The 23,487-nt window shown below is 59.1% G+C and carries 18 protein-coding genes; 14 read left to right on the top strand and 4 right to left on the bottom strand.

What is annotated here, in order from left to right:
* From FFB58_RS18080 to cydB, 10 genes are all read left to right on the top strand, one after another.
* On the top strand, nt 1-966 hold a 966-nt coding region (locus FFB58_RS18080), incomplete at its 5' end, for a YadA-like family protein (RefSeq protein WP_205735745.1).
* 382 nt (nt 967-1,348) lie between these two features.
* Complete coding sequence (locus FFB58_RS18075; protein WP_138370604.1) at nt 1,349-2,035, top strand: RluA family pseudouridine synthase; 687 nt, start codon at nt 1,349-1,351, stop codon at nt 2,033-2,035.
* Between the two features lie 71 nt (nt 2,036-2,106).
* Nucleotides 2,107-2,730: an NUDIX hydrolase gene (locus FFB58_RS18070; protein WP_052246184.1), complete on the top strand. Its 624-nt coding sequence runs from the start codon at nt 2,107-2,109 to the stop codon at nt 2,728-2,730.
* A gap of 9 nt (nt 2,731-2,739) precedes the next feature.
* Entirely contained in the window at nt 2,740-3,621 is an 882-nt protein-coding gene (locus FFB58_RS18065) for a PhzF family phenazine biosynthesis protein (RefSeq protein WP_039030033.1), read from the top strand.
* A gap of 663 nt (nt 3,622-4,284) precedes the next feature.
* A complete protein-coding gene (locus FFB58_RS18060) occupies nt 4,285-4,467 on the top strand; it encodes a general stress protein (protein WP_039030032.1) in 183 nt (60 codons plus the stop codon).
* Between the two features lie 91 nt (nt 4,468-4,558).
* Complete coding sequence (locus FFB58_RS18055) at nt 4,559-5,053, top strand: ferritin-like domain-containing protein (RefSeq protein ID WP_039030031.1); 495 nt, start codon at nt 4,559-4,561, stop codon at nt 5,051-5,053.
* Nucleotides 5,054-5,084: 31 nt separating this feature from the next.
* Nucleotides 5,085-5,591, top strand: a complete 507-nt coding sequence (locus FFB58_RS18050; protein WP_039030030.1) for a ferritin-like domain-containing protein — start codon at nt 5,085-5,087, stop codon at nt 5,589-5,591.
* A 15-nt stretch (nt 5,592-5,606) separates the two neighbouring features.
* Nucleotides 5,607-6,479: a manganese catalase family protein gene (locus FFB58_RS18045; RefSeq protein ID WP_138370603.1), complete on the top strand. Its 873-nt coding sequence runs from the start codon at nt 5,607-5,609 to the stop codon at nt 6,477-6,479.
* A gap of 67 nt (nt 6,480-6,546) precedes the next feature.
* Nucleotides 6,547-7,950 (top strand): cytochrome ubiquinol oxidase subunit I, encoded by a 1,404-nt coding sequence (locus FFB58_RS18040; protein WP_039030028.1) that lies wholly within the window; start codon nt 6,547-6,549, stop codon nt 7,948-7,950.
* A complete protein-coding gene (cydB, locus tag FFB58_RS18035; protein ID WP_039030027.1) occupies nt 7,950-8,960 on the top strand; it encodes a cytochrome d ubiquinol oxidase subunit II in 1,011 nt (336 codons plus the stop codon). Before FFB58_RS18040 ends, cydB begins: the two co-directional genes overlap by 1 nt.
* A 303-nt stretch (nt 8,961-9,263) precedes the next feature.
* Here the strand turns inward: cydB and FFB58_RS18030 are convergent, their stop codons facing one another.
* From FFB58_RS18030 to FFB58_RS18015, 4 genes are read right to left on the bottom strand one after another with little or no spacing between them, the layout of a single operon-like run.
* The gene (locus FFB58_RS18030) at nt 9,264-10,250 is read right to left on the bottom strand and encodes an SDR family oxidoreductase (RefSeq protein ID WP_039030026.1); all 987 of its coding nucleotides are present in this window, start codon (nt 10,248-10,250) and stop codon (nt 9,264-9,266) included.
* A gap of 10 nt (nt 10,251-10,260) precedes the next feature.
* Complete coding sequence (locus FFB58_RS18025) at nt 10,261-10,785, bottom strand: 2-oxo-tetronate isomerase (protein ID WP_039030025.1); 525 nt, start codon at nt 10,783-10,785, stop codon at nt 10,261-10,263.
* Entirely contained in the window at nt 10,782-11,234 is a 453-nt protein-coding gene (locus FFB58_RS18020; protein WP_138370602.1) for a YetF domain-containing protein, read from the bottom strand. The genes FFB58_RS18025 and FFB58_RS18020 overlap by 4 nt, the downstream gene beginning before the upstream one ends.
* 9 nt (nt 11,235-11,243) lie before the next feature.
* Nucleotides 11,244-11,750, bottom strand: coding sequence for a hypothetical protein (locus tag FFB58_RS18015; RefSeq protein WP_138370601.1), 507 nt, complete (start codon nt 11,748-11,750; stop codon nt 11,244-11,246).
* A 142-nt stretch (nt 11,751-11,892) separates the two neighbouring features.
* Here FFB58_RS18015 and FFB58_RS18010 point away from each other — a divergent pair, with 142 nt between their 5' ends.
* From FFB58_RS18010 to FFB58_RS17995, 4 genes are all read left to right on the top strand, one after another.
* Nucleotides 11,893-12,285 (top strand): YdeI family stress tolerance OB fold protein, encoded by a 393-nt coding sequence (locus FFB58_RS18010; RefSeq protein ID WP_039030022.1) that lies wholly within the window; start codon nt 11,893-11,895, stop codon nt 12,283-12,285.
* A 220-nt stretch (nt 12,286-12,505) separates the two neighbouring features.
* Nucleotides 12,506-14,185: a ShlB/FhaC/HecB family hemolysin secretion/activation protein gene (locus FFB58_RS18005; RefSeq protein ID WP_138370600.1), complete on the top strand. Its 1,680-nt coding sequence runs from the start codon at nt 12,506-12,508 to the stop codon at nt 14,183-14,185.
* A complete protein-coding gene (locus FFB58_RS18000) occupies nt 14,185-14,733 on the top strand; it encodes a toxin-activating lysine-acyltransferase (protein WP_039030020.1) in 549 nt (182 codons plus the stop codon). The genes FFB58_RS18005 and FFB58_RS18000 overlap by 1 nt, the downstream gene beginning before the upstream one ends.
* Nucleotides 14,726-23,338, top strand: coding sequence for a hemagglutinin repeat-containing protein (locus FFB58_RS17995; RefSeq protein WP_138370599.1), 8,613 nt, complete (start codon nt 14,726-14,728; stop codon nt 23,336-23,338). The genes FFB58_RS18000 and FFB58_RS17995 overlap by 8 nt, the downstream gene beginning before the upstream one ends.
* The last annotated feature ends 149 nt before the right edge of the window (nt 23,339-23,487 follow it).

Genomic DNA, 23,487 nt, shown 5'->3' with positions numbered 1-23,487 from the left:
CTGAACAGCATGAGCGTCGATCCAAATGCGAAGATCGTTGCTGCGCATGATGCCGAAGTTTACCGCGTCACGACTCAGAATCAGGCCCGCACTGACCGCCTGAACAGCATGAAACCAGTTGTTGATCAGACTGCTGCTGATTCTCGTCTGGAGAGCATGAAGCCGGTTGTTGGCCAGGCTGCTGCTGACTCTCGTCTGAACAGCATGAAGCCAGCTGTTGACCAGACTGCTGCTGACTCTCGTCTGGAGAGCATGAAGCCGGTTGTTGGCCAGGCTGCTGCTGACTCTCGCCTGGACAGCATGAAGGTTGATCCGAACGCCGAAGTCGTCGCGGCGCAGGATACCCAGGCTTATGAAGCGGCTCAGGGTGCGGCACGCCAGGCGGATAACGCTAACCGTACCTCAACCATGCAGGCTGATACCAACGCGGTCGCTATTGCTGACACCGCTGCGGGTGTAGCGGCCAACAAAGCGGGTGTTGAGCAGACCAACGCAAAAATTGACTCTGTGACTTACGATATCGCTGGTAACCGTCGTGCGATCTCCAGCCTGGCGACTCGCGCCGCTGATACCGATGCCCGTATCGCGGAAACGAAAGCTGAACAGGCTAAGACCAATGAACGCGTATCAGCTAACAGCGCGGCCATCGCTGACCATGAAAGCCGTATTGAATCTCTGGAAAGCGAAACCACCAGCAAATTCTCCAGCCTGAAAAATCAGGTTGAAGAGAACCGCAAACGTGCATCCGCAGGTATTGCTGGCGTCGCAGCAATGGCGAACATCCCGCAGGTTATTCAGGGTCAAACCTTCTCTGTTGGCGCAGGCGTGGGTAACACTGACGGCGAAAGCGCACTGGCTGTGGGTATGTCTGCACGTGCTGGCGAAAATGTCGTTGTTAAAACGTCTGTCTCTAACGACACCCAACACAACTTCGTCGTTGGCGCAGGCGTGAGCTACGGCTGGTAAGTCTTAACGCCCCGCGTCGGCGGGGCTATTAGCTCTCACGAGCGATCAAAAGTGCCTTGTGATTACGTACTGCTAACCCTCAATCCACCGCAGTAATAAGTCATCAACATGCAAGATTTCCCCGTCTTCGGACGGGGCTTTTTTTCTACAGACGAAAAAAAGGCCAGACAAGCTGGCCTTCTTTCCAAATTAGTAACCGACAAGAAACTAACTTTGTCCGATGCGCATCGGACGGCCAGAAGAATATCGCATTCCCTGGTGCAGCGCAAATCAGGCCCCCTGTCAGGATCTGAATGCCGCCGGACACCCGTTCCCCAGCCCGATTCGCCAGCCCCCTTCGAATTAGTTATGATCCCCCTCTTTTTTGCCTGCGGTTAGCCTGATGTCTGTGATTATCGATAATTTTATTGCTCCGCCCTGTCATGAGGCGATAGAAACACTCTGGCAGGACGAGCATCTGGTGCTGATCAATAAGCCCAGCGGGCTGCTCAGCCTGTCGGGCAAAAACCCGCAAAACCTCGATTCGGTGCATCACCGGCTGGTACAGATCTTCCCCGGCTGCACTCTGGTGCATCGCCTCGATTTTGGCACTTCCGGGGTGATGGTGATTGCCCGCAACAAGGCGATCAACGCCGTCCTCTGCCAGCAGTTCAGCCAGAGCAGCGTGACGAAAATTTACACTGCCCTGCTCTGCGGGCATCTGCCTGACGACGAAGGGGTGATAGATGCGCCGATTGCCAAAGATCCGGCGCTGTTCCCATTGATGTCGATTTGCGCCCTTTACGGCAAGCCCGCCCGCTCCCGCTATCGGGTCACTGAGCGTTTTTATCATCAGGGAGGCGTGCCGGTGACGCGGGTTGAGCTGACGCCTGAGACCGGGCGCACCCACCAGCTGCGCATTCACTGCCGGGAGCTGGGCCACCCGATTTTAGGCTGCGATCTGTACGGCGGTTTGCTGATGCCCGGTACAGAAAACACGCCGCGCCTGATGCTGCACGCCAGCGAGCTTCGGTTTGCGCATCCGGTGAACGGGAAGGCTGTTCACGTTCATAATGCCAGTCCGTTCTGATATCTGCGTTTTTGAAACACGGGGTTAGCTGATATGGTGAGATGTCCTCTGCATAACCCAGGTAAAAAACAATGCCAGAAGCGCTGAAAGATAACGATATCAATACCCTGTTTCAGAAACTGAACGCCATTGCCCAGACCGGATTAACCTATTCCAGAGATGTGTTTGACCAGGAGCGCTATGAGGCGCTGCGCCAGATCGCTACCGAGCTTGTCGGGACGCGCTTTAAGATCGACGGCGAGACGCTGCATCACGTCACCGAGTCCGGTTACGCCACCCCGAAAACGGATGTCCGCGCCTTTATTCTGCGTGACGGCAAGCTGCTGATGGTCCGGGAAGCGGAAGACGGCCTGTGGAGCCTGCCCGGCGGCTGGGCGGATGTGGGCGACACCCCTTCCACCGCCGTCTGCCGGGAAGTTGCCGAAGAGACGGGGCTTGAGGTTAAGGCCACCAAACTACTGGGCGTCTGGGACCGCAATCTGCATGGCCATCCGCCCCTGCCATGGCATGTCTACAAGCTCATCTTTCTGTGTGAAGAGACCGGCGGCAGTCTGGCGGTAAATCACGAAACCACCGGCATCGGGTTCTTTGACATTAATGAACTGCCCGATTTATCGCTGACGAGAATTGTGGCGGAAGAGCTGGAAGTGAGTATGGCGATCGCCACCAGCGATCGCCCGACCTGGTTTGACTGAGGCTGACTAATGAAAAGACGCTATGCCGTTGCTGATGTATTTACCGATCAACCCTTCCTGGGCAATCCCGTCGCGGTTGTTTTAGATGCAGAAGATCTGAGCACAGAGCAAATGCAGCGGATCGCCGTGGAGTTTGGCTACAGCGAAACGACCTTTGTGCTGCCGCCGGAGGATGCTGCCCACACGGCGCGAGTGCGGATTTTTACCCCCTCGCGTGAAATTCCTTTCGCGGGCCATCCTAACGTCGGTACGGCGTATGTGCTGGCAACCTGTGATTCGTCGCTGCCTGACACGCTGCTGTTCGAGGAGATTGCGGGTCTGGTTCCCGTCAGGCTGTTAAAAGAGAACGGCACGGTGACGGGCGCGGAGTTACTTGTGCCGGAAGCCTTATCCTGTCGCTCAGAAGTCCGCCCGGAACAGGTCGCCGCCTGCCTGTCGTTAACGGCAGAGGATATCCGCACCGAAGTTCATAATCCTGTTGTCGCGTCGGTTGGCCTGCCGTTTCTGGTGGCCGAGCTTGCGACACGGGATGCGCTTCGCCGCTGCGTGCCGAATTTACAGGGATTTCGCGCGATACTGCCGCTTGATGGCGCAGTCTCGATTTATGCCTATACCCTGGATAAGGATGCCGGTGAACAGGGCGATATTCAGGCGCGGATGTTCACGCCCCGGATGACGGAAGATCCGGCGACCGGCAGCGCCACCGCAGCGGTAACCGCTCTGCTGGCACTGCATCAGGATAAAACCACGCTCTCTCTTGCGGTCAACCAGGGGGTGGATATGGGCCGGGCCAGCGTGCTCCGTTCAGGGTTTGATGCCTCATCCGGAAAGGCCGTTGTACGCGTGGGCGGCAGCTGCGTTATCACCATGGAAGGGACGTTCAGGTTGTAACCTTGTGCCAGCCATTGCCGGGTGGCGGCTGCGCCTTACCCGGCCTATAAGGGCTTTTGACCCTCCAGGCGCAGCGCCATGGGGCAATCAGGCGGTACCGGTGCAGAGATGCTGGCGAAGAAAAAGGCGCAGTCTGTGGCGTAGCGTTGTGGCACATCCGTGAGCGGGCCCATTATTTCCTCCCCCTTCGTTTACTCTCTTAGAAGTAGCATTTTCATGAGTGACTGTAATCCATACATAATATACATCGCCGCTTCGCATGATTATTTTTCAGCCAACCAACAGGGCGACTAATAATATATAAAAACCAATTAAGATTATTCCCAAGCACATCTAAATAATATGCACTATACGCTCGACGACCCATTTGTAAATTTGCGTAAAGAGCCCCGTCACGCCTGGACTCGCCCGTTTCAGCGAAACATAAAAAAAGCGAAAAAGCAGAAGTGTCGGAAGGTCGTTTGTTTACATCACCTTGGCGGTAAATATTTATAAAACAAACGAAGCGTTATTTTCAGTTAAATCTTAAAATGAAAAGGATATTATTTAAAAAAGCCAGTTTGACTCTTCTAAAATAGGGGCTAAATTTAATCCTGAACGACAACGGATACGAATACCAACGTATCTTAACTGACATAAATGATGTAAACGAGGAAACATAATATGGCAGAGCAACGTGGTTCAGGTAATTCTTCGCAGGATCGTGAAAGAGCCTCAGATACGGGTAAGAAAAGCGGACCGCAGAGCGGCGGTAATTTCAAAAACGATCCGCAGCGTGCTTCCGAAGCAGGTAAAAAGGGTGGTCAGCACAGCCATGGCGGCGGACGTAAGTCTGACAATTCTTAATTCATCTCATTATTAAAGCCTGTTCTTCACTTTAATCGGAAATCTGCGAGTCCGCGGGCTCGCAGAATTTTTACGTCACTGGAGAAAATTTATGAATATGAAAAGTATAGAGGATGTTTTTATTCATTTACTATCCGATACCTACAGTGCAGAAAAACAGCTTACCCGCGCGCTGGCTAAATTGTCCCGCGAAGCGTCCAGCCCTGAATTAAGCGCTGCGTTTAAAGCGCACCTGGAAGAGACCCACGGCCAGATTGAACGTATCGATCAGGTAGTGGAAAAAACGCCAAACCTTAAACTGAAAAGAATGAAGTGTGTGGCGATGGAAGGCTTAATCGAAGAAGCCAATGAAGTCATTGAAAGCACAGAGAAAAACGAAGTGCGCGATGCGGCCTTGATCGCAGCGGCGCAAAAAGTCGAACACTACGAAATTGCCAGTTACGGCACGCTCGCCACCCTGGCAGAGCAATTAGGCTATACCCAGGCAGTGAAATTATTAGCCGAGACGCTGGAAGAAGAGAAATCCACCGATCTTAAACTCACCGATCTGGCCGTCGGTAATATTAACCAGAAAGCAGAAAAGTAAGTCTGAATTAACCGAACCCGAGGAAGAAAATATGAATCACGTAGAACACTACCATGACTGGCTACGCGATGCTCACGCCATGGAAAAGCAAGCCGAATCTATGCTCGAATCAATGGCGAGCCGCATCGATAATTACCCTGATGTACGCGCCCGAATTGAGCAGCATATTTCTGAAACCAAACATCAGATTACCCTGCTGGAAGAGATCCTCGACCGTAACGATATTTCCCGCTCGGTTATTAAAGACTCCATGAGCAAAATGATGGCGTTCGGTCAGTCGATGGGCGGCATGATGACGTCCGATGAAATTGTGAAAGGCTCTATTAGCGGCTACGTTTTTGAGCAGTTCGAAATTGCCTGCTACACCTCCCTGCTGGCCGCGGCGAGAAAAGCCGGGGACGTGGCGTCGATCCCTGCCATCGAATCCATCCTCGCGGAAGAGCAGCGCATGGCCGACTGGCTGATCCAGCATATCCCTGACACCACTGAACAGTTCCTGCTGCGTTCAGATGCAGACGGCGTGGAAGCAAAAAAATAACTCAGGAGTGAGCCTATGTTTCGACACGTAAAGCAGTTGCAGTACACCGTCCGCGTTGCCGAGCCTAATCCAGGCCTGGCAAACCTGCTGCTTGAGCAGTTTGGCGGCCCTCAGGGCGAGCTGGCTGCCGCCTGCCGCTACTTCACGCAGGGGCTGGGCGATGACGATCCGGGCCGCAGAGAGATGCTGATGGATATCGCCACCGAAGAGCTCAGCCACCTTGAGATCATCGGCACGCTGGTCGGCATGCTGAATAAAGGCGCCAAAGGCGAGCTGGCCGAGGGGACGGAAAGCGAAGCGGAACTGTACCGCTCGCTGACGGCCAACGGCAACGACAGCCACATTACCTCCCTGCTGTACGGGGGCGGGCCATCGCTGACCAACTCCGCTGGCGTTCCCTGGACCGCAGCTTACGTCGACACCATTGGGGAAGCCACCGCCGATTTACGCTCGAATATCGCGGCGGAAGCGCGCGCTAAGATCATCTACGAACGCCTGATCAACGTCACCGACGATGTCGGGGTAAAAGATGCCCTCGCGTTCCTGATGACCCGTGAAGCCGCGCACCAGCTCTCGTTTGAGAAAGCATTGCAGTCGATTCGCAACAATTTCCCACCGGGGAAACTGCCGCCAATCGAACAATATGCGACCACCTACTACAATATGTCTGCAGGTGACGATCTTCGCGGCAGCTGGAATAGCGATGAAAACTTTGAGTACGTTGCCGATCCGCAACCCGCCGTTGACGGTGGAGACGGCAGTGCTCAGGTCAAGCTCTCGAAGGAGCAGACTGCTCTGCTCAAAGCGATGGCGAAACGCACCGAGTCGGATCCGAAAGCCGATCCACTCACTGGCGCTGAGCTGGGTGCCGGAAAGAAAAAACCGTAACCCTGCCCGATAAGCAGTACCACGATGCCCCGTTTCTTACGGGGCATTTCGCTGACAGGGGATAACGATGCTGGAACTCGATGCGTTTCATCTCGCCAGGCTTCAGTTCGCCTTCACGGTCTCATTTCACATTATCTTTCCGGCGTTGACCATCGGCCTTGCCAGTTATCTGGTGGTGCTGGAGGGGATGTGGCTGAGGACCAAAAACGACGTCTGGCGCTCGCTGTACCACTTCTGGTTAAAAATCTTTGCCGTTAACTTCGGGATGGGCGTGGTCTCCGGCCTGGTGATGGCCTACCAGTTTGGTACCAACTGGAGCGGCTTCTCCCAGTTTGCCGGGAGCATCACCGGCCCGCTGCTCACCTATGAAGTGCTCACCGCCTTCTTCCTCGAAGCGGGTTTCCTCGGCGTGATGCTGTTCGGCTGGAACAAGGTCGGGCCCGGCCTGCACTTTTTTGCCACCTGCATGGTGGCGCTGGGCACCTTGATGTCCACCTTCTGGATCCTCGCCTCCAACAGCTGGATGCACACCCCGCAGGGCTTCAGCATTGAGAACGGCCAGGTGATCCCGGAAGACTGGTTCGCCATCATCTTTAACCCCTCCTTCCCGTATCGCCTGATCCACATGTCTATCGCCGCTTTCCTCAGCAGCGCCCTGTTTGTCGGTGCCTCCGGGGCCTGGCACCTGCTGCGCGGCAATGACACCCCGGCGGTGCGCAAGATGTTCTCAATGGCGCTGTGGATGGCCCTGCTGGTCGCGCCGATCCAGGCCTTTGTCGGGGATATGCATGGCCTGAACACCCTCGAACACCAGCCGGCTAAAATTGCCGCCATCGAAGGCCACTGGGAAAATCCGCCCGGCGAGGCTACGCCGCTGCTGCTGTTTGGCGTGCCGGATATGGAGGAGGAGCGCACGAAGTACGGGCTGGAGATCCCGGCGCTTGGCAGCCTGATCCTCACCCACAGCCTGGACAAGCAGGTTCCAGCCCTGAAGGATTTCCCGAAAGATGAGCGGCCCAACTCGCTCATCGTCTTCTGGTCGTTCCGCGTGATGGTGGGCCTGGGGCTGCTGATGATCCTGATGGGGGTCACCAGTCTGTGGCTGCGCCGCCGTCGCCGACTGTACCACTCCCGACCGTTCCACTGGTTTGCCCTCAGCATGGGGCCTGCTGGCGTGCTGGCGATCCTGGCGGGCTGGATCACTACCGAAGTGGGCCGCCAGCCGTGGGTGGTGTATGGCTATCTGCGCACCATTGACGCGGTGTCGCTGCACAGCACGTTACAAATGAGCATCAGCCTGCTGGCGTTTATCGTTGTCTACTGCTCGGTGTTCGGCGTGGGGCTCGTCTATCTGGTGCGGTTGATTAAAAAGGGACCGCAGCCTGTCGACAACCTCTCAGTGAAGACCGACGGCAGACCGGCACGTCCGCTCTCGGCGGCAGAACCGGTACCGGAAGAGGAGAAACTGTAATGGGCGTCGATATCTCAGTCATCTGGTTTGCGATCATCGTTTTCGCCACCCTGATGTACATCATTATGGATGGTTTCGATTTGGGTATCGGCATGCTCTTCTACTTTGAGCGCGACCCGGAGGCCCGCGACGTGATGGTCAATAGCGTCGCCCCGGTATGGGACGGAAACGAAACCTGGCTGGTGCTGGGGGGCGCAGGGCTGTTTGGCGCCTTCCCGCTGGCCTATGCGGTGATCATCGACGCCCTGACGATCCCCCTCACCGCCATGCTGATCGGCCTGATCTTCCGCGGGGTGGCGTTCGAGTTTCGTTTTAAGGCCACGCCGTCGCACCGCGCCTTCTGGGATTACTCTTTCGCTGGCGGTTCGCTGCTGGCGACCTTCAGCCAGGGGATTGTGGTGGGGGCGATGATTAACGGCTTTGACGTCGAAGGCCGCCGCTTTGCCGGTTCGGCGCTGGACTGGCTGACGCCGTTTAATCTCTTCTGCGGCCTGGGGCTGATGGTGGCCTACACCCTGCTGGGCACGACCTGGCTCATCATGAAAAGCGAAGGGGCGCTGCAGAACCATATGCGCGATCTGACCCGCCGCGTGCTGCTGGCGCTGCTGGGCGTGGTGGCGGTGGTGAGCATCTGGACGCCGCTCGGCTGGCAGTTCGTGGCCGACCGCTGGTTCACGTTGCCGAACTTCTTTTACTTCCTGCCGGTGCCGCTGCTGGTGGGGCTCTTCGGGCTGTGGATCTGGCGACTCACCCGCAACCCGCACAGCCACACCCGGCCGTTTATTCTGACGCTCGGGCTGATCTTCCTCGGCTTTAGCGGGCTGGGCATCAGCCTGTGGCCGAATATTATTCCGCCGCGCATCACTATCTGGGACGCCGCCGCACCGCCGTCCAGCCAGCTGTTTATGCTGGTGGGAACGCTGCTGATTATCCCGCTGATTCTGGTCTACACCGCCTGGAGCTATTACGTGTTTCGCGGCAAGGTGACGGACACCGAGGGGTATCATTAAGCATAGCGGCACTGCCGGGTGGCGGAGGTAAATGCAAAACGGCAACTCAAGTTGCCGTTTTTAGTGTTTGCACCCTCTCCCAGTGGGAGAGGGCCGGGGTGAGGGCATCAGGCCGCACCCGGCCTACAAAACTTTAGACCTTGTAGGCCGGGCAAGCGAAGCGCCCCCGGCATTTGACACCGGCAGGAACCTAAGGTGAACGGAACCACCACCTCATCCGCATGTTCCCCTCACCCCAGCCCTCTCCCCAAAGAGGAGAGGGAGCCGACCGCGCCAATATTTACCCACCAGGAGAGAACAAATTTATTTCCGCCGGGTGATAAGCCTGCCGACCAGCAGCAGCCCCGCCAGCGCGGCGCTACCCAGCAGCACCTTCCCCGGCACGCCGGAGGTGATGGCCGTGGCGCGGGTTCTGGCCTCGCTGGAGAACCGTCCGTGCACCTGATGCATACCGCTAACCGGGGCGGAAAGGTCATCCTGCCGCCCGGGAGGATTGAGCTCGCTGGTCATCTGCCCTTCCCACGCCTTTTTCACCATCATGCGGTCGAGAAAACCGGGGAACAGGAACTGGCCGATAATCGCCTGCACGGTGCTGGACCCAACCCATAACTCCCGCACCGGACGCCGCGTGACGTTGAAAATCGCCTCGGCGGCCACCTCCGGTTCGTAGACCGGCGCGACCGGGCGCATGGCGAAGGCAAACTTATTCCGCGCCCAGTTAAACTGCGGCGTGTTGAGCCCCGGCATCTGCACCATCGATAGCTGAATGTTGATCCTCTCGTGGATAAGTTCGGTGCGCACGGCATCGGTAAAGCCGCGAATCGCCGCTTTCGCCCCGCAGTAGGCCGACTGGAGCGGGATCGAGCGGTAGGCCAGCGCGGAGCCGACCTGGATAATCTGCCCGGTATCGCGCGGGGTCATGACCGCCAGCGCCGCCCGGGTGCCATTAACGTAGCCGAGATAGGTAACGTCCGTGACCCGACGAAACTCGTCGTCGTTCATGGTGCGAAACGGCGCCAGTACCCCGCACATGGCGTTATTGACCCACACGTCGATCGCCCCGAGCTGCTGCTCGAATTCGTTCGCCGCCGCCATAATAGCCGACGCGTCCGCCACATCGGCGTTTACCGCGTGGCACTTTACGCCGTAATGTTCGATTTCGCCCCGCGCCACCTCCAGGCTGTGGTCATCGCGGGCGATAATCCCCACGTCATAACCCGCCTCTGCAAATCGCAGCGCCGTAGCCTTGCCTACGCCAGCCGTCGCTCCGGTGATCACCACAACGCTCATCATGCTCTCCTTAATGCAGTTGCTTTTTCCAGTGCGGGATCTGCCGCAACAGTTCGGAAAGCGCATAGCGAACCGCTTTCTCAATCACGTCTTCACACTCGCCGGTGAAGTGCTGTACGGCGGTGGTGACTTCGCCGTGAAAACACCAGCCAAACCAGACGGTGCCTGCCGGAGTGCCATCCTCACCGCCGTCCGGCCCGGCATAACCGCTGATGGCAATGCTGATATCGGCGTCGGCAAGCTTCAGCGCCCCTTCGGCCATCTCGCCCACCGTCTGGCTGCTGACGGCGGTGTATTTTTCAAGGGTGGCGTTACTGACGCCCAGCACCTTGTGCTTGGCTTCATTGTTAAAGGTGACCACGCCGGTACCAAAGAACGAGGCGGTATCCTCTTCTGCGCACAGCGCCGAAGCCAGATTGCCACCGGTGCAGGACTCCGCCGTGGTAAGCAGCCAGCCCAGGTCGATCAGAACGGTGGCAACCTGGCTTGTGAGCTCCTTGGTGGTTTTAGCCTGGTTCCAGATATTGTCTTTCATGATGCACTCTCTTCAGGAACAATCGAAATATGACCATTACGTTCAAGTATGGCGTATTTAATTTTTTTCAGTTCCGTTATGCCATGATTCTGACGGGCAGAGACCAGAATATCGTCGCAGGAAACATCGACCTTTTTTAATTTTTCGTTTTGCAATTCACCGTGAACCACCAGAATAACCGGGGAGCCATCGAGCACCGATTCCGCACCGGAAATATATTTTTTCACCATGCCGAACAGCATATCCACCACCACCAGCGTAATAATGGTGAGCATGGCGCCGGTGACGGAAAAATCGTCCCCCAGCAGCGCCTGCTGGGTGGCTTCGCTGATAATTAACAACAGAATAAGATCGAAGCTGGTCATTTGCAGCAGCGCCCGTCTCCCGGCAATTTTAAATACCACCAGCAAAATCAGATAAATCGCCACCGCCCTGAGTATCATTTCCATACTGTTGCCTTAGGGATAGATAAATTGCCAGAAAGAGAGAGCCGGTTGATTATTCACCGTCACAGAGGTATTGGTTTTACCCGGGCGATGCGGCGTGGTGTAAAGCCAGACGGTAAAATCCCGGCGCGGCTTCTGATAAACCAGCACCATCTCCCCGCCCTCGCTGTACATTGCGTCGGGCTGCGGCCAGATATTATCGGTCTGAATACGCGCCATATAGTCGCCGCCAATGCGCAGCGTCAGCGGGGCAGGATCCGCGCCCGGAACGGTAATTTTTAACTCGACGGGGGTTTGCAATCGGCCAAAACGCTGGTATTCCACCTGCAGGCTATTTTCAGCGCTGCTTTTTGTCGCCTCGCTAAAATAGCCGCCGGAAAAAAGCCCCAGCAGCGCAGCGGCAATAATAAGTAATAACAGAACAAAACCGAAGCGGTGGGCATCGTATTCAAACTGCAGGGCGGCATGGCTTTGTTTCACGCCGGGCAAAGCGAGGGGATTTTCTTTTGCTTTTGCCATATATCACCTCACCGTCTCGTTAATTAATATTATGCAGCCAGATGATTTTTATCGATAAATTTGATTAAGACAGTTCCTGTTTGCAAAATAAAAAATAGCAACCAGGCTTAATCTGTCAAGCAGGCTAAACCAAGGAGGTCGTATGAAATTATCCGTCGCACCCTTATTGTGTTGTCTAATAATTCCGGCAGCTTATGCCGATGATAACGGTGGACTGAAGAAAGATACTGCCCCTCCTCCACCGCACGCGCTGGATGACGGTTATCGCGGCACCGAGGATGCCCGAACCATGACCGTAGAGCAGGCCAAAGAGATGCACGACGGGGCAACCATTTCCCTGCGCGGTAATCTTATTGACGGCTCCGGCGGCGACAAATTTAAATTCCGCGATAAAACCGGCACCATTGATACCATTATTCCCCAGGCGGTATTTGATGGCCGCAAGGTCCAGCCCGATAATATGATCAGCATTAACGGCAGCCTGGACAAAAAATCCTCGCCTCCGGTGGTTCGCGTCGACCGCATTCAGAAATAGCCATAAATTTCACTTAAGTTTCTCGTGGATATTTCCTGATATCCACGAGAAACCTGCGTTATATATTCTCCACGCCTGAACCTACCAGATTTAAGGAGCCTCAAACTCGGATAATTCCGGGCTTTAGGATTAATCCCCCTTTCATTCCCGCCCTAATACTTAAACAATTTTACACAAATTCACATTGTATTCACTTTGCTTACACAGCACGGATTCGCCGATGATCGCCCGACACAATATCGCCATAATAATAGCGACAGCCACTGGCCTGCCTTTAATTCTCTCTGCCCATGCCGCGCCGCCGGATAATCAATTTATTATTCAGCAGCAGCGCCAGAGAGCCCTGGAGCAGCAATTAACCCCGCCGGTGCCGGACGTGCGTCTTTCTGAGCCCGCCTCCGGCTTTGGCAGAATTGCCTTTCCGACCGAAACCCCCTGCTTCCCGATCAACCGCGTCGAGCTGAGCGGTCAGGAGGCCCTGCCCCACTGGGTGCCGCTGCAGCGTATCGCGGATCAGGCCCGGGGGCGCTGTCTGGGCGGCAAAGGGATTAACCTGCTGATGAGCACGATGCAGAACCGCATCGTCGATCACGGCTGGATCACCACCCGCGTGCTGGCCCCGTCTCAGGATCTGAAAAGCGGCACCCTGAAGCTTGCCATCGTGCCGGGCACCGTCCGCCAGGTAAAACTGACGCCAGAGAGCGACGACTATATCCAGCTGTACAGCGCCTTCCCGGCGCATGAAGGCGAGCTGCTGGATCTGCGCGATATTGAACAGGGGCTGGAAAACCTGCAGCGCCTGCCGACGGTCGAGGCCAACATGGAGCTGGTGCCTGGCGAAAACCCGGGCGAGACCGACGTGGTGATCAGCCGTAAGCAGAGCAAAATGTGGCGCATCGGCCTGTCGCTGGACGATGCCGGAACCGAAACCACCGGGCGTTATCAGGGCGGCGTGACCCTGTCGCTGGATAACCCCTTCTCCCTGAGCGATCTGCTCTATGTCTCCGCCAGCCACGATCTGAATGACAAGGGCGGCAAAGGTAGCAAAAACGTCACCGCCCACTACTCGGTACCCTTTGGCTACTGGCTGCTGGGCGTCACCGGCAGCGACTACGACTACCACCAGACCGTTGCCGGCCTGAACGAGGACTATCGCTACAGCGGTAAAAGTAAAAACCTCGACGTTCAGCTCAGCCGGGTGCTGCACCGCAGCGGCTCGCAAAAGACCACCTTTACCTACGACGTGCTGGCGCGGGAAACCCGCAACTATATCGACGATACCGAAGTGGGCGTCCAGCGCCGTCAGACCGCGGCCTGGCGCATCGGGCTGGATCATCGCCACTACATCGGCCAGGCGACCCTGGACGCGGGCATCAGCTATCAGCGCGGCACCCGCTGGTTTGGCGCGCAGCCTGCACCGGAAGAGTACTGGGGCGATGCCACGGCGCTCAGCAAAATTACCCTGTTGAGCGCCCAGCTCGACCTGCCGTTTGCCATCGGCACGCAAAACTTCCGCTATAACGTGCAGTACCTGCGCCAGATCAGCAACACGCCGCTGACGCCGCAGGATCAGTTCGCCATCGGCAACCGCTGGACGGTGCGCGGCTTTGACGGCGAGCGCACCCTGAGCGCCAGCCACGGCTGGTACGTGCGTAACGATATCGCCTGGCGCACGCCGCTGGCGAACCAGGAGTTCTACCTGGGTGCCGATTACGGCGAAGTGGGCGGTTACAGCTCCGATCTGCAGGTGGGCAAACACCTGGCGGGCGGCGTGGCGGGCCTGCGCGGCAATGCCTTTAACACCGGCTACGACCTGTTCGCCGGCACGCCGTTCTCGAAGCCGGACGGCTTTGAAACCAGCGATCTGACGCTCGGCTTTAACCTCAACTGGAGCTGGTGATGCGCGTCGGCAATCTGGATATCAAAGCGCCGCTGATCCTCGGCGGAGAAGAGAGCGAGGCCGAGGTGCTCGGCGCTACCGTCTGGCTGTGGATGCACTCCCCGATGCACCGGGATGCACCCCTGCACGCCCTGCCCACCCTGCTGCTGCCGATCATCAAGCGCCGCCAGTACGTGCTGGTGAGCGAAAACGGGCGGCCGATCTTTTTCCTCAGCTGGGCCTGGCTGAACGAGGAGGCGGAAGCCCGCTACCTCACCCGCCCCGCTATCGAAATGAAGGAAGCGGACTGGGACAGCGGGGATCGGATCTGGTTCTGCGACTGGATCGCCCCCTTCGGCCACACCGCCGCGATGTATAACCTGATGCGCCGCGACATCTTCCCCGACCATGTCTGTCGTGCCCTGTATCACCGGGGCGCGGAGCGTGGCAAGCGCGTGATGCTGTTCCACGGCAGTCACGTCAGCCCTCAACATGCCAGAGAGTGGCAACAGAATCACCCGCTAGCTGTGCGCCTGCCGGAAGCGTTTAAAGGAACGAACCATGAATAAGAACCTGTACCGAATTGTCTTTAACAAAGCGCGCGGCATGCTGATGGTGGTGGCAGATATTGCCCGCTCCGGCCGCGCCGGTTCGTCCCGTTCTTCCGGCATCGGTCATACCCACAGCCAGCTTATCGGCAAGGTGAGCGCCCTGAGCTTCAGCCTGTGGCTGGCGATGGGGGCGGTGCAGACGGCGCAGGCCAATATCGTGGCCGACGCCGGTGCGCCCAAAAACCAGCAGCCGACGGTGATTAACAGCGCCAACGGCACGCCGCAGGTCAATATCCAGACCCCGTCCAGCGCCGGGGTATCGCGCAACAACTACACCCAGTTCGACGTGGATCAGAAAGGGGCGATCCTCAACAACTCGCATAAAAACGTGCAGACCAACCTCGGCGGCATGGTGGCGGGCAACCCGTGGCTGGCGAAAGGCGAAGCCAAAGTGATCCTCAACGAGGTGAGCTCCCGCGACCCGAGCAAGCTGAACGGCATGATCGAAGTGGCGGGTAAAAAAGCCCAGGTGGTGATCGCCAACCCGTCGGGCATCACCTGTAGCGGCTGCGGCTTTATTAACGCCAACCGCGCCACCCTCACCACCGGCCAGCCGCAGATGAAAGACGGCGCGCTGACCGGGTTTAACGTCGAGCGCGGCGAAGTGGTGGTCGACGGCGCGGGGATGGATACCTCCGGCGCGGACTACACCGACATCATCGCCCGCTCGGTGAAGGTGAATGCCGGACTGTGGGCCAACGACCTGAAGGTGACTACCGGGCGCAACAAGGTAGATGCCGCCCACGAGGTCATCGAAAAAGGCAGCGACGATCCGGCCACCCGCCCGCAGCTGGCGGTGGACGTGGCCAGCCTCGGCGGCATGTATGCGGGCAAGATCCGCATGGTGGGCACCGAGCGCGGCGTCGGGGTGCGTAACGCCGGGGCCATCGGCGCCCAGGCGGGCAGCGTGACCATCTCCGCCGACGGACGCATCGAGAACAGCGGCACCGTGCGGGCGGCAGAGAGCGCCAGCCTGCAAACTGCGGGCGAACTCAACAACAGCGGCGTAATCACCGCCGCCAGTAACGTCCGGGCGAACGCGGCCAGCCTCACCGGCAGCCAGCAGAGCGTGCTCGCCGCCGGGGTGAAGAGCGACGGCACCTTCGCCGACGCGGGCGATCTGGAGCTGAGCACCAGCGGCCAGCTAAGCGCGCACGGGCAAACCCTGGCGGGAGGCAATCTCAGCGCCAGCGGTCAGGGAGTGGACGTCAGCGGCGGCCAGGCCCAGGGCAAACGCCTGCTGCTGGACGGCGGCGCGGGGGATGTGAACACCGCCAGCGCGAAGGTGAACGCCAGCGAACTGACTATCCGCAGCGGGAAGTTGCTCAACAACAGCGGCGGCAGCCTGAGCGCGGAGACGATTAACGTCAGCGCTCACGACCTCAACAACCAGAAGGGCAAAATCGTCCAGCGCGGCAGCGACGCCCTGCGGGTGGATCTGCCGGGCAATCTCGATAACCAGCAGGGGCAGATTGGCGCGGCAAACGGCGTGCAGCTGAAGGCGGCGACGCTCGACAACACCGCCGGGCAGATCGTGGCGGTGGCGGGCACTACCCGTCTCAACGCCGACACGCTCAACAACCAGCAGGGGCTGATCTCCGCCGCGGCGGGTGACGGTGAGATTACCAGCCAGCAGGCCGTCAACAACGCCAAAGGCCGCATCGAGGCGGCGAAAACCCAGCGCATCAGCGCCGGGAGCCTGAACAACCAGCAGGGGGTGATTGTCGCCGACGGCGCAACCCTGGCCCTCAACGGCGGCGAGTTTGATAACCGTTCCGGCTCCCTGCTCTCTCAGGGCGGGCTGAGCGTGGAGAGCGGTGCCCTGAATAACCAGAGCGGCTTCCTGGCGAGCGACGGCGACTTTAGCCTGCGCGCCGGGGCTGTCGACAATACCGACGGTCAGATTGGCGCTAACCAGAGCTTAAGCGCCAGCTTCGACGCCCTGAGCAACGATGGCGGCGCGCTGAAATCGGTCGGGGCCATGACCCTGTCCGGCGGCCTGCTGGACAACCGCCACGGCACCACCTTCTCCGGCGACAGCCTCAGTTTCAACGGCGGCACGCTGAATAACGCCGCCGGGCAGCTGGCGGCGACAGACAGCGTCTCCCTGGGCACCTCGCAGCTTATCAACGCGCGCGGCGTGCTGCAGGGCGATGGGATCAACGTCACCACCGGCTCGCTGGATAATGCCTCGGGCACCCTTAACAGCCTGGGGGCGCTGAACCTCTCGGCGGACAGGCTCGATAACCAGGCGGGCACCCTGGCGGCGAGCGGCGCGGCGGACATCGCGGCCACGGAACTCGATAACCGCAACGGCGGGCGCATCATTGGCGAGGCCGATACCGCCCTGCACACCACCGACCTGCAAAACGGCGGCGGGCAGATCCAGTCGGTGGGCGATCTGCTCCTCGACAGCGCCCGGGGAACCGTGGATAACGTCTCCGGGCTTATCCGCAGCGGCAAAAGCGTGACCCTGAATGCCCTGAACTTTGTTAACCACACCACCCTCGGTAGCAATCAGGGGCTGGAGGGGCAGAGCCTGACCCTCAACACCGACACGCTGGATAACCAGAGCGGCAGCATCCTGGCTAATCACGCGCTGAACATTGATACCCGCGGCGTGCTGAACAACAGCGCCGGAGCGCTGGCATCGGGCGAAACCCTGAGCCTGAGCGGTGACGGGCTGAAGCTGATCAACGCCGGGGGTACCCTCAAGGCGGGTGAGAACCTGAGCGTGGAGGCGGCGTCGCTGGACGCCAGCGGCCAGCTGCTGTCGCTGGGGGATATGACCCTTCACAGCATCAGCGGGGTGAACAACAGCGGCACCACCCTTGCCAACGGCAACCTGAGCTTCTCTACCGACGGCGATCTCACCAACAGCGGCCAGCTGATGGCGGGCAGCGCCCTTAACGTGCAGAGCGCGAACCTGAATAACCTCGCCAGCGGCGAAATTAACGCCGGAAGCACCACCCTGAACACCGCAGGCACCCTGGTTAACCGGGGCCTGATCGACGGGATCGCCACCCGCATCAACGCCAACACCCTGACCAACACCGGCACCGGGCGGATCTACGGCGATGCGGTGGGGATCAATGTGGATACCTTTAACAACCTCGCCGAAAACGGCACCGCGGCAACGCTGGCCGGACGCGAGCACGTGAGCCTGGGCGTGCAGACCCTGAACAACGCCGACCACGCCCTGATCTACAGCGCGGGCAGCATGAGCATCGGCGGCGCGCTGGACGACAACGCCGCCGTCACCGGCCGCGCGGGCACGATCAATAACCACAGCTCGACCATCGAGTCTGCCGGGGATATGGCGATTGCCGCCGGGCAGATCAACAACATCAACGATCGCTTCTCCACCGAGGTGGTGCGGGTCTCCGAGGAGGAGCTGACGGATTATCAGCACTCCGGGTCAACCAACCGCTGGAGCTCGACGGAGAACGGCGTCTGGGTGGATGACAACTCGTCTGACGGCCTGAAAAACCTCAACACCCCGGAGCGCTCCGGCCACGGCAACGACAATTTCAACCAGTACGACTACACCCGGACGATTGACGAAACGCGCATCAAAGAGAGCGACCCGGCGAAGATCCTCGCCGGGGGCAACCTGCTCCTGACCGGCGACAAGCTGTTTAACGACAAGAGCCAGGTGATTGCCGGCGGCACCCTGGCGATTGACCAGTTGGGCAGCGTGCAGAACGACGACGTGACTGGCCAGCGCTTTACCACCGATGACGGCACCGTCACCCACTACTACCGCATTCGTCACAAAGGCGACGATGAGCAGGGGCGCGATCGCACCGCCTATACTCCGCCGACCACCATTCAGAGCATCTCCCTGAAGCCGGGCCAGCTGGTCAGCAACGGCAGCGTCGAGGGCAGCAACCTCAGCATCACCCCGCTGGTACTGCCGGGTACGGACGTGGCGATTGGTCAGGCCGCGGGCGTTACCCCTGCGCCGCAGCAGACCGTCTCGCCGGGCGAGCCGGTGACGCCGCCTGCCGGTCAGCAGTTTGAAGTGACCCCGGCCGACGGCGCGATCCGCATTATCGGCCCGAATACCACCCTGCCGGACAACAGCCTGTTTAAGGTGAACCCGTCGGCGGAGGTGCCGTATCTGGTGGAGACCGATCCGCGCTTCACCAACGAGCGCCAGTGGCTCGGCAGCGACTATATGCAGGACGCCTTTACCACCGATGGCGACATGACCCAGAAACGGCTGGGGGATGGCTACTACGAGCAGCGCCTGATCCGCGAGCAGGTGATCGGCATTACCGGCCAGCGCTATCTGGACGGCTACAACAATGACGAAGAGCAGTACAAGGCCCTGATGGATCGCGGCATCACCTTCGGCAAGCAGTACGACCTGAAGATCGGCGTGGCGCTGACGCCAGCGCAGATGGCGCTGCTGACCGGGGATATCGTCTGGCTGGTGAACACCCGGGTGAAAATGCCGGACGGTTCGATGGAGAACGTGCTGGTGCCGCAGGTCTACGCCAAAGTGAAAGCGGGCGATATTGACGGCTCCGGGGCGCTGATTGCCGGGAACAACGTCTCGATCAAGCTCAACGGCGACCTCTTTAACCGTGGGACGATTGCCGGGCGCAAAGTGCTGCAGATCGACGCCGACAACATCACCAACCAGACCGGCACCATTCAGGGGGCGGACGTTAACCTCAACGCCCGCACCGATATCAACAACCTCGGCGGCGCGATGGTGGGCGACAGCAGCCTGCTGGCCAGCGCCGGGCGCGACATCAACCTCACCAGCACCACCACCAGCGCGTCCAGCGTCAACGGTGAGAACAGCTTCGCCCGCACCACCATCGACAGCGTGTCGGGCATTTATGTCCAGGGTGACGACGGCAAACTGGCGCTGCAGTCCGGGCGGGATATTAACCTGACCGGCGCGCAGGTGATCGCCAGCGGCGAGAACGGTAACGCCCAGCTGGTGGCCGGGCGCGACATGAACCTCAGCACGGTGCAGACCGCCAGCCGCGATAACCTGGTGTGGGATGCCGACAACAGCCTGAAGCAGGGGCAGACCCAAACCGTCGGCAGCGAAGTGACCGGCAAAGGCGACGTGACCCTGGCGGCGGGCAACGACCTCAACGCCCGCGCCGCTGCCCTCTCCGCCGGGCAGGCGCTGAACGTCAGCGCCGGGAATAACCTGACCCTGACGGCGGGTGAAAACACCCAGGATCTGGACGAACGGCACAAAGTGGTGGGCGGTAACGGCTTCCTGTCGAAAACCACCACCACCACCCGTGACCAGATCGCGCGTCAGACGGTGCAGAGCAGCGAGCTGAACGGCAACACGGTAAACCTCACCGCCGGAAACGATCTCACCGTGCGCGGCAGCAACGTGGCCGGTACCGGCGATGTCGCCCTGCTGGCAGGCAACAACCTGAGCGTAGAGACCCAGGCCGAACGCAATAACGAACTGCATCAGAAGCAGGAGAAAAAATCGGGGCTGCTGAGCTCGGGCGGGATCGGCTTTAGCGTCGGCACCCAGAGCATCAAAACCACCGACACCGGGGCGGACGCCACGCAGGCGGACAGCACCCTGGGCAGCGTCAACGGCGACCTGACCCTGCGGGCGGGGGATCGCCTGACGGTGAGCGGCTCGGATCTGGTGGCCGGTCAGGATATGACCCTCAGCGGCAAAAATGTCGATATTACGGCGGTGAACAACCGCAGCCAGCAAACTCACGAGGTGGAACAGAAAACCTCCGGCCTGACCCTGGCGCTCTCCGGCACCGTCGGCAGCGCGCTGAACAGCGCCGTCGAAGCCTCCCAGCAGGCGAAATCCTCCGGCAGCGGCCGTCTGCAGGCGTTGCAGGGCGTGAAGGCGGCGCTCTCCGGCGTGCAGGCCGCGCAGGCCGCGCGGATGGATCAGGCCCAGGGCGCGGACGCTGGCAACACCAACACCGTGGGTATCAGTCTCTCTTACGGCAGCCAGTCGTCGAAATCGACCCAGACAAGCGAGCAGAACACCGCGCAGGGCAGCACCCTGAACGCCGGGCGCGATCTCAGCGTGATCGCCACAGGCAGCGGCGAGCGCGGCGTGGACGGGGATCTGACCGTGGAAGGCAGCCAGCTGAAAGCGGGCAACGACCTGACTCTCGCCGCCAACCGCGATCTCTATCTGCGCTCGGCGCAAAACACCCAGCTGCTGGACGGCAAAAACGAGAGCAAGGGCGGCAGCGTGGGGGTCGGCATCGGCGTGGGCTCCGGCGGCTTTGGCCTGAACATCTCCGCCAGCGTCAACCGTGGCAAAGGCAATGAGAGCGGCAACGGCACCACCCACAGCGAAACCACCGTGGACGCGGGCCGCCAGGTGAATATCCTCACCGGACGCGACGCCACCCTGACCGGCGCGCAGGTGAGCGGCGAGACGGTGAAAGCGGACATCGGCCGCAACCTGACGCTCACCTCCGAGCAGGACAGCGATCGCTACGATTCAAAACAGCAGAACGCCAGCGCGGGGGGCAGCTTCAGCATCGGCTCTATGACCGGCTCGGCCAGCGTCAACCTCAGCCGCGACAAGATGCACAGCAACTACGACTCTGTCGTGGAGCAGACCGGGATCTTCGCCGGGAAAGGCGGCTACGACGTGACCGTGGGCGAGCATACCCAGCTCAACGGGGCGGTGATTGGCTCTACGGCGACCGCCGATAAAAACCGTCTCGATACCGGCACCATTGGCTTTAGCGATATCGAAAACCGCGCCGATTTCGAGGTGGAACACCAGAGCGTGGGCATGAGCACCGGGGGCAGCATCGGCAGCCAGTTTGCCGGGAATATGGCTAACGGCCTGCTGGTGGGCGCGAACCGCGACGGGCACGACAGCAGCACCACCCACGCGGCGGTATCTGACGGCACCCTGATTATCCGCAATCAGGATCGTCAGGTTCAGGATGTGAATCAGCTCAGCCGCGACGTGGAGCACGCCAACCAGACGCTCTCCCCTATCTTCGATAAAGAGAAAGAGCAGGAGCGGCTGCAGCAGGCGCAGCTCATCGGTGAGATTGGCAATCAGGTGGCGGATATTGCCCGCACCGAGGGCAGCATCCGTGCCACCAACGCGGCGAAAGAGAAGCTGAAAAACGTCAACGCGCAGGATCTGCTGGAGGCAAAAGCGGCGTGGGAAAAAGCCAATCCGGGCAAAACCGCGACCCTGGAAGACATTAACGGCCAGATCTATCAGACGACTTATAACGACGCGCTCAGCGCCTCCGGCTTTGGCACCGGCGGGCAGTATCAGCAGGCGATCCAGGCGGCGACGGCAGCGGTTCAGGGGCTGGCCGGGAGCGATCTCAGTGCCGCCCTCGCGGGCGGTGCCGCGCCGTACGTGGCGGAGGTGATTGGTCACTATAGTGGTCTGAACGACGCGGGCAAAGTCGCGGCCCACGCGGTGGTCAACGCCGCGCTGGCCGCCGCCCAGGGTCAGGACGCGCTGGCGGGAGCCGCCGGAGCCGCCACGGGCGAGCTGGTGGGGATGATCGCCACCGAGATGTACGGCAAATCTGCCGACGAGCTGGACGAAACCCAGAAGCAGACGGTCTCTGCGCTGGCAACGCTGGCGGCGGGCTTGTCCGGTGGACTGGTGGGCGACAGCTCTGCCTCCGCTGTGTCGGGAGCGCAGGCGGGTAAAACGACGGTTGAGAATAACTATTTGAGTACGGCGGAAGCTCGCCAGTTGGATGCGGAACTCGCAGAATGCAAGGCTTCTGGCGGAGATTGTAAATCCGTTGTGCAAAAGTATCTGGATATCAGCAATAAAAATAGCAAGGAGCTCGTTGAGGCATGTACCGGTGGGGGCGTAACCTGCGTCACCTGGGAAGAGTTGCTTCAGGCCAGCACCAATGTTGCCAACGATCCCCAACCTGGTCAGTTCAGACTGGATGAAAAACTGAAGGATCCGGATGCGGCGGCAATCGTGAATTATCTCAATCGTTCAGATCTTAAGTTCCTGAAAGATAATATTACGCAGGGCGATCGCGTGCTGTCCGTTGTGATGGATCCCACCTCATGGCCTGTTGTAGTCATGGGAGGCAAGGCCATCCTCACGAATGCACTCAACAATACGAAAGAACAGCTCATCGCTGTGGGCGTGGGTGTGGGATTAGGGGCGGGTATTCAGTACGGAACCACGGGAGAAGTGAAACTCTCCGATCTCATTTCAAGCGGCCTCATAGGTGGGATTACTGCCGGAAAAGGCTATAATCCGACCGTGACATGGAATGCCGCAGGGGCCTACTATCAGGCTGAAATCAATGGAGATGATCCGTTTATTTCCGCATTACTAAGTAAGGCGGGTGCCAGTGCGGGTTATGCAACGGGCAACCTTATTAAGATACCTATGGATAAAATTCTTAACCCTGTATCGAAGCAATATGAATGGGTACCGACGGGTGTATGGACCATAACCAAACCTGTGCCGCAAAGTTCTGTTCCATCAATCATGGGCAATTTGGGGGATTCGTATATTTCAGGCGTCACCGGAGATGCGTTGAAGAAAAAAGAATCAGGAAAAGAAAATGCGGCTAAATAATTCTAAAAAATCCATCTGGGTACTTTTGGGCATCTGCTTTTTAATGTGCATTGCCTTAATGATGATCGGAACGTTTTCTTATCTTCTGAAAGGCTGGTTGATCTGGGACTTTGACAAGCCTTTTCCTTTCGGAAAAGAAGAAATCATTA

It is taken from the genome of Enterobacter sp. MF024 (genome assembly GCF_005843915.1).
In the GTDB taxonomy this organism is placed as follows: domain Bacteria; phylum Pseudomonadota; class Gammaproteobacteria; order Enterobacterales; family Enterobacteriaceae; genus Enterobacter; species Enterobacter barmai.
This window is presented reverse-complemented; position numbering and strand designations above follow the sequence as displayed.

What these genes read in the sequence shown, in the direction of transcription:
- FFB58_RS18075 (WP_138370604.1), top strand. Translation starts at nt 1,349, where the DNA reads ATGTCTGTGATTATCGATAATTTTATTGCTCCGCCCTGTCATGAGGCG.
- FFB58_RS18070 (WP_052246184.1), top strand. Translation starts at nt 2,107, where the DNA reads ATGCCAGAAGCGCTGAAAGATAACGATATCAATACCCTGTTTCAGAAA.
- FFB58_RS18065 (WP_039030033.1), top strand. Translation starts at nt 2,740, where the DNA reads ATGAAAAGACGCTATGCCGTTGCTGATGTATTTACCGATCAACCCTTC.
- FFB58_RS18060 (WP_039030032.1), top strand. Translation starts at nt 4,285, where the DNA reads ATGGCAGAGCAACGTGGTTCAGGTAATTCTTCGCAGGATCGTGAAAGA.
- FFB58_RS18055 (WP_039030031.1), top strand. Translation starts at nt 4,559, where the DNA reads ATGAATATGAAAAGTATAGAGGATGTTTTTATTCATTTACTATCCGAT.
- FFB58_RS18050 (WP_039030030.1), top strand. Translation starts at nt 5,085, where the DNA reads ATGAATCACGTAGAACACTACCATGACTGGCTACGCGATGCTCACGCC.
- FFB58_RS18045 (WP_138370603.1), top strand. Translation starts at nt 5,607, where the DNA reads ATGTTTCGACACGTAAAGCAGTTGCAGTACACCGTCCGCGTTGCCGAG.
- FFB58_RS18040 (WP_039030028.1), top strand. Translation starts at nt 6,547, where the DNA reads ATGCTGGAACTCGATGCGTTTCATCTCGCCAGGCTTCAGTTCGCCTTC.
- cydB (WP_039030027.1), top strand. Translation starts at nt 7,950, where the DNA reads ATGGGCGTCGATATCTCAGTCATCTGGTTTGCGATCATCGTTTTCGCC.
- FFB58_RS18030 (WP_039030026.1), bottom strand. Translation starts at nt 10,250, where the DNA reads ATGAGCGTTGTGGTGATCACCGGAGCGACGGCTGGCGTAGGCAAGGCT.
- FFB58_RS18025 (WP_039030025.1), bottom strand. Translation starts at nt 10,785, where the DNA reads ATGAAAGACAATATCTGGAACCAGGCTAAAACCACCAAGGAGCTCACA.
- FFB58_RS18020 (WP_138370602.1), bottom strand. Translation starts at nt 11,234, where the DNA reads ATGGAAATGATACTCAGGGCGGTGGCGATTTATCTGATTTTGCTGGTG.
- FFB58_RS18015 (WP_138370601.1), bottom strand. Translation starts at nt 11,750, where the DNA reads ATGGCAAAAGCAAAAGAAAATCCCCTCGCTTTGCCCGGCGTGAAACAA.
- FFB58_RS18010 (WP_039030022.1), top strand. Translation starts at nt 11,893, where the DNA reads ATGAAATTATCCGTCGCACCCTTATTGTGTTGTCTAATAATTCCGGCA.
- FFB58_RS18005 (WP_138370600.1), top strand. Translation starts at nt 12,506, where the DNA reads ATGATCGCCCGACACAATATCGCCATAATAATAGCGACAGCCACTGGC.
- FFB58_RS18000 (WP_039030020.1), top strand. Translation starts at nt 14,185, where the DNA reads ATGCGCGTCGGCAATCTGGATATCAAAGCGCCGCTGATCCTCGGCGGA.
- FFB58_RS17995 (WP_138370599.1), top strand. Translation starts at nt 14,726, where the DNA reads ATGAATAAGAACCTGTACCGAATTGTCTTTAACAAAGCGCGCGGCATG.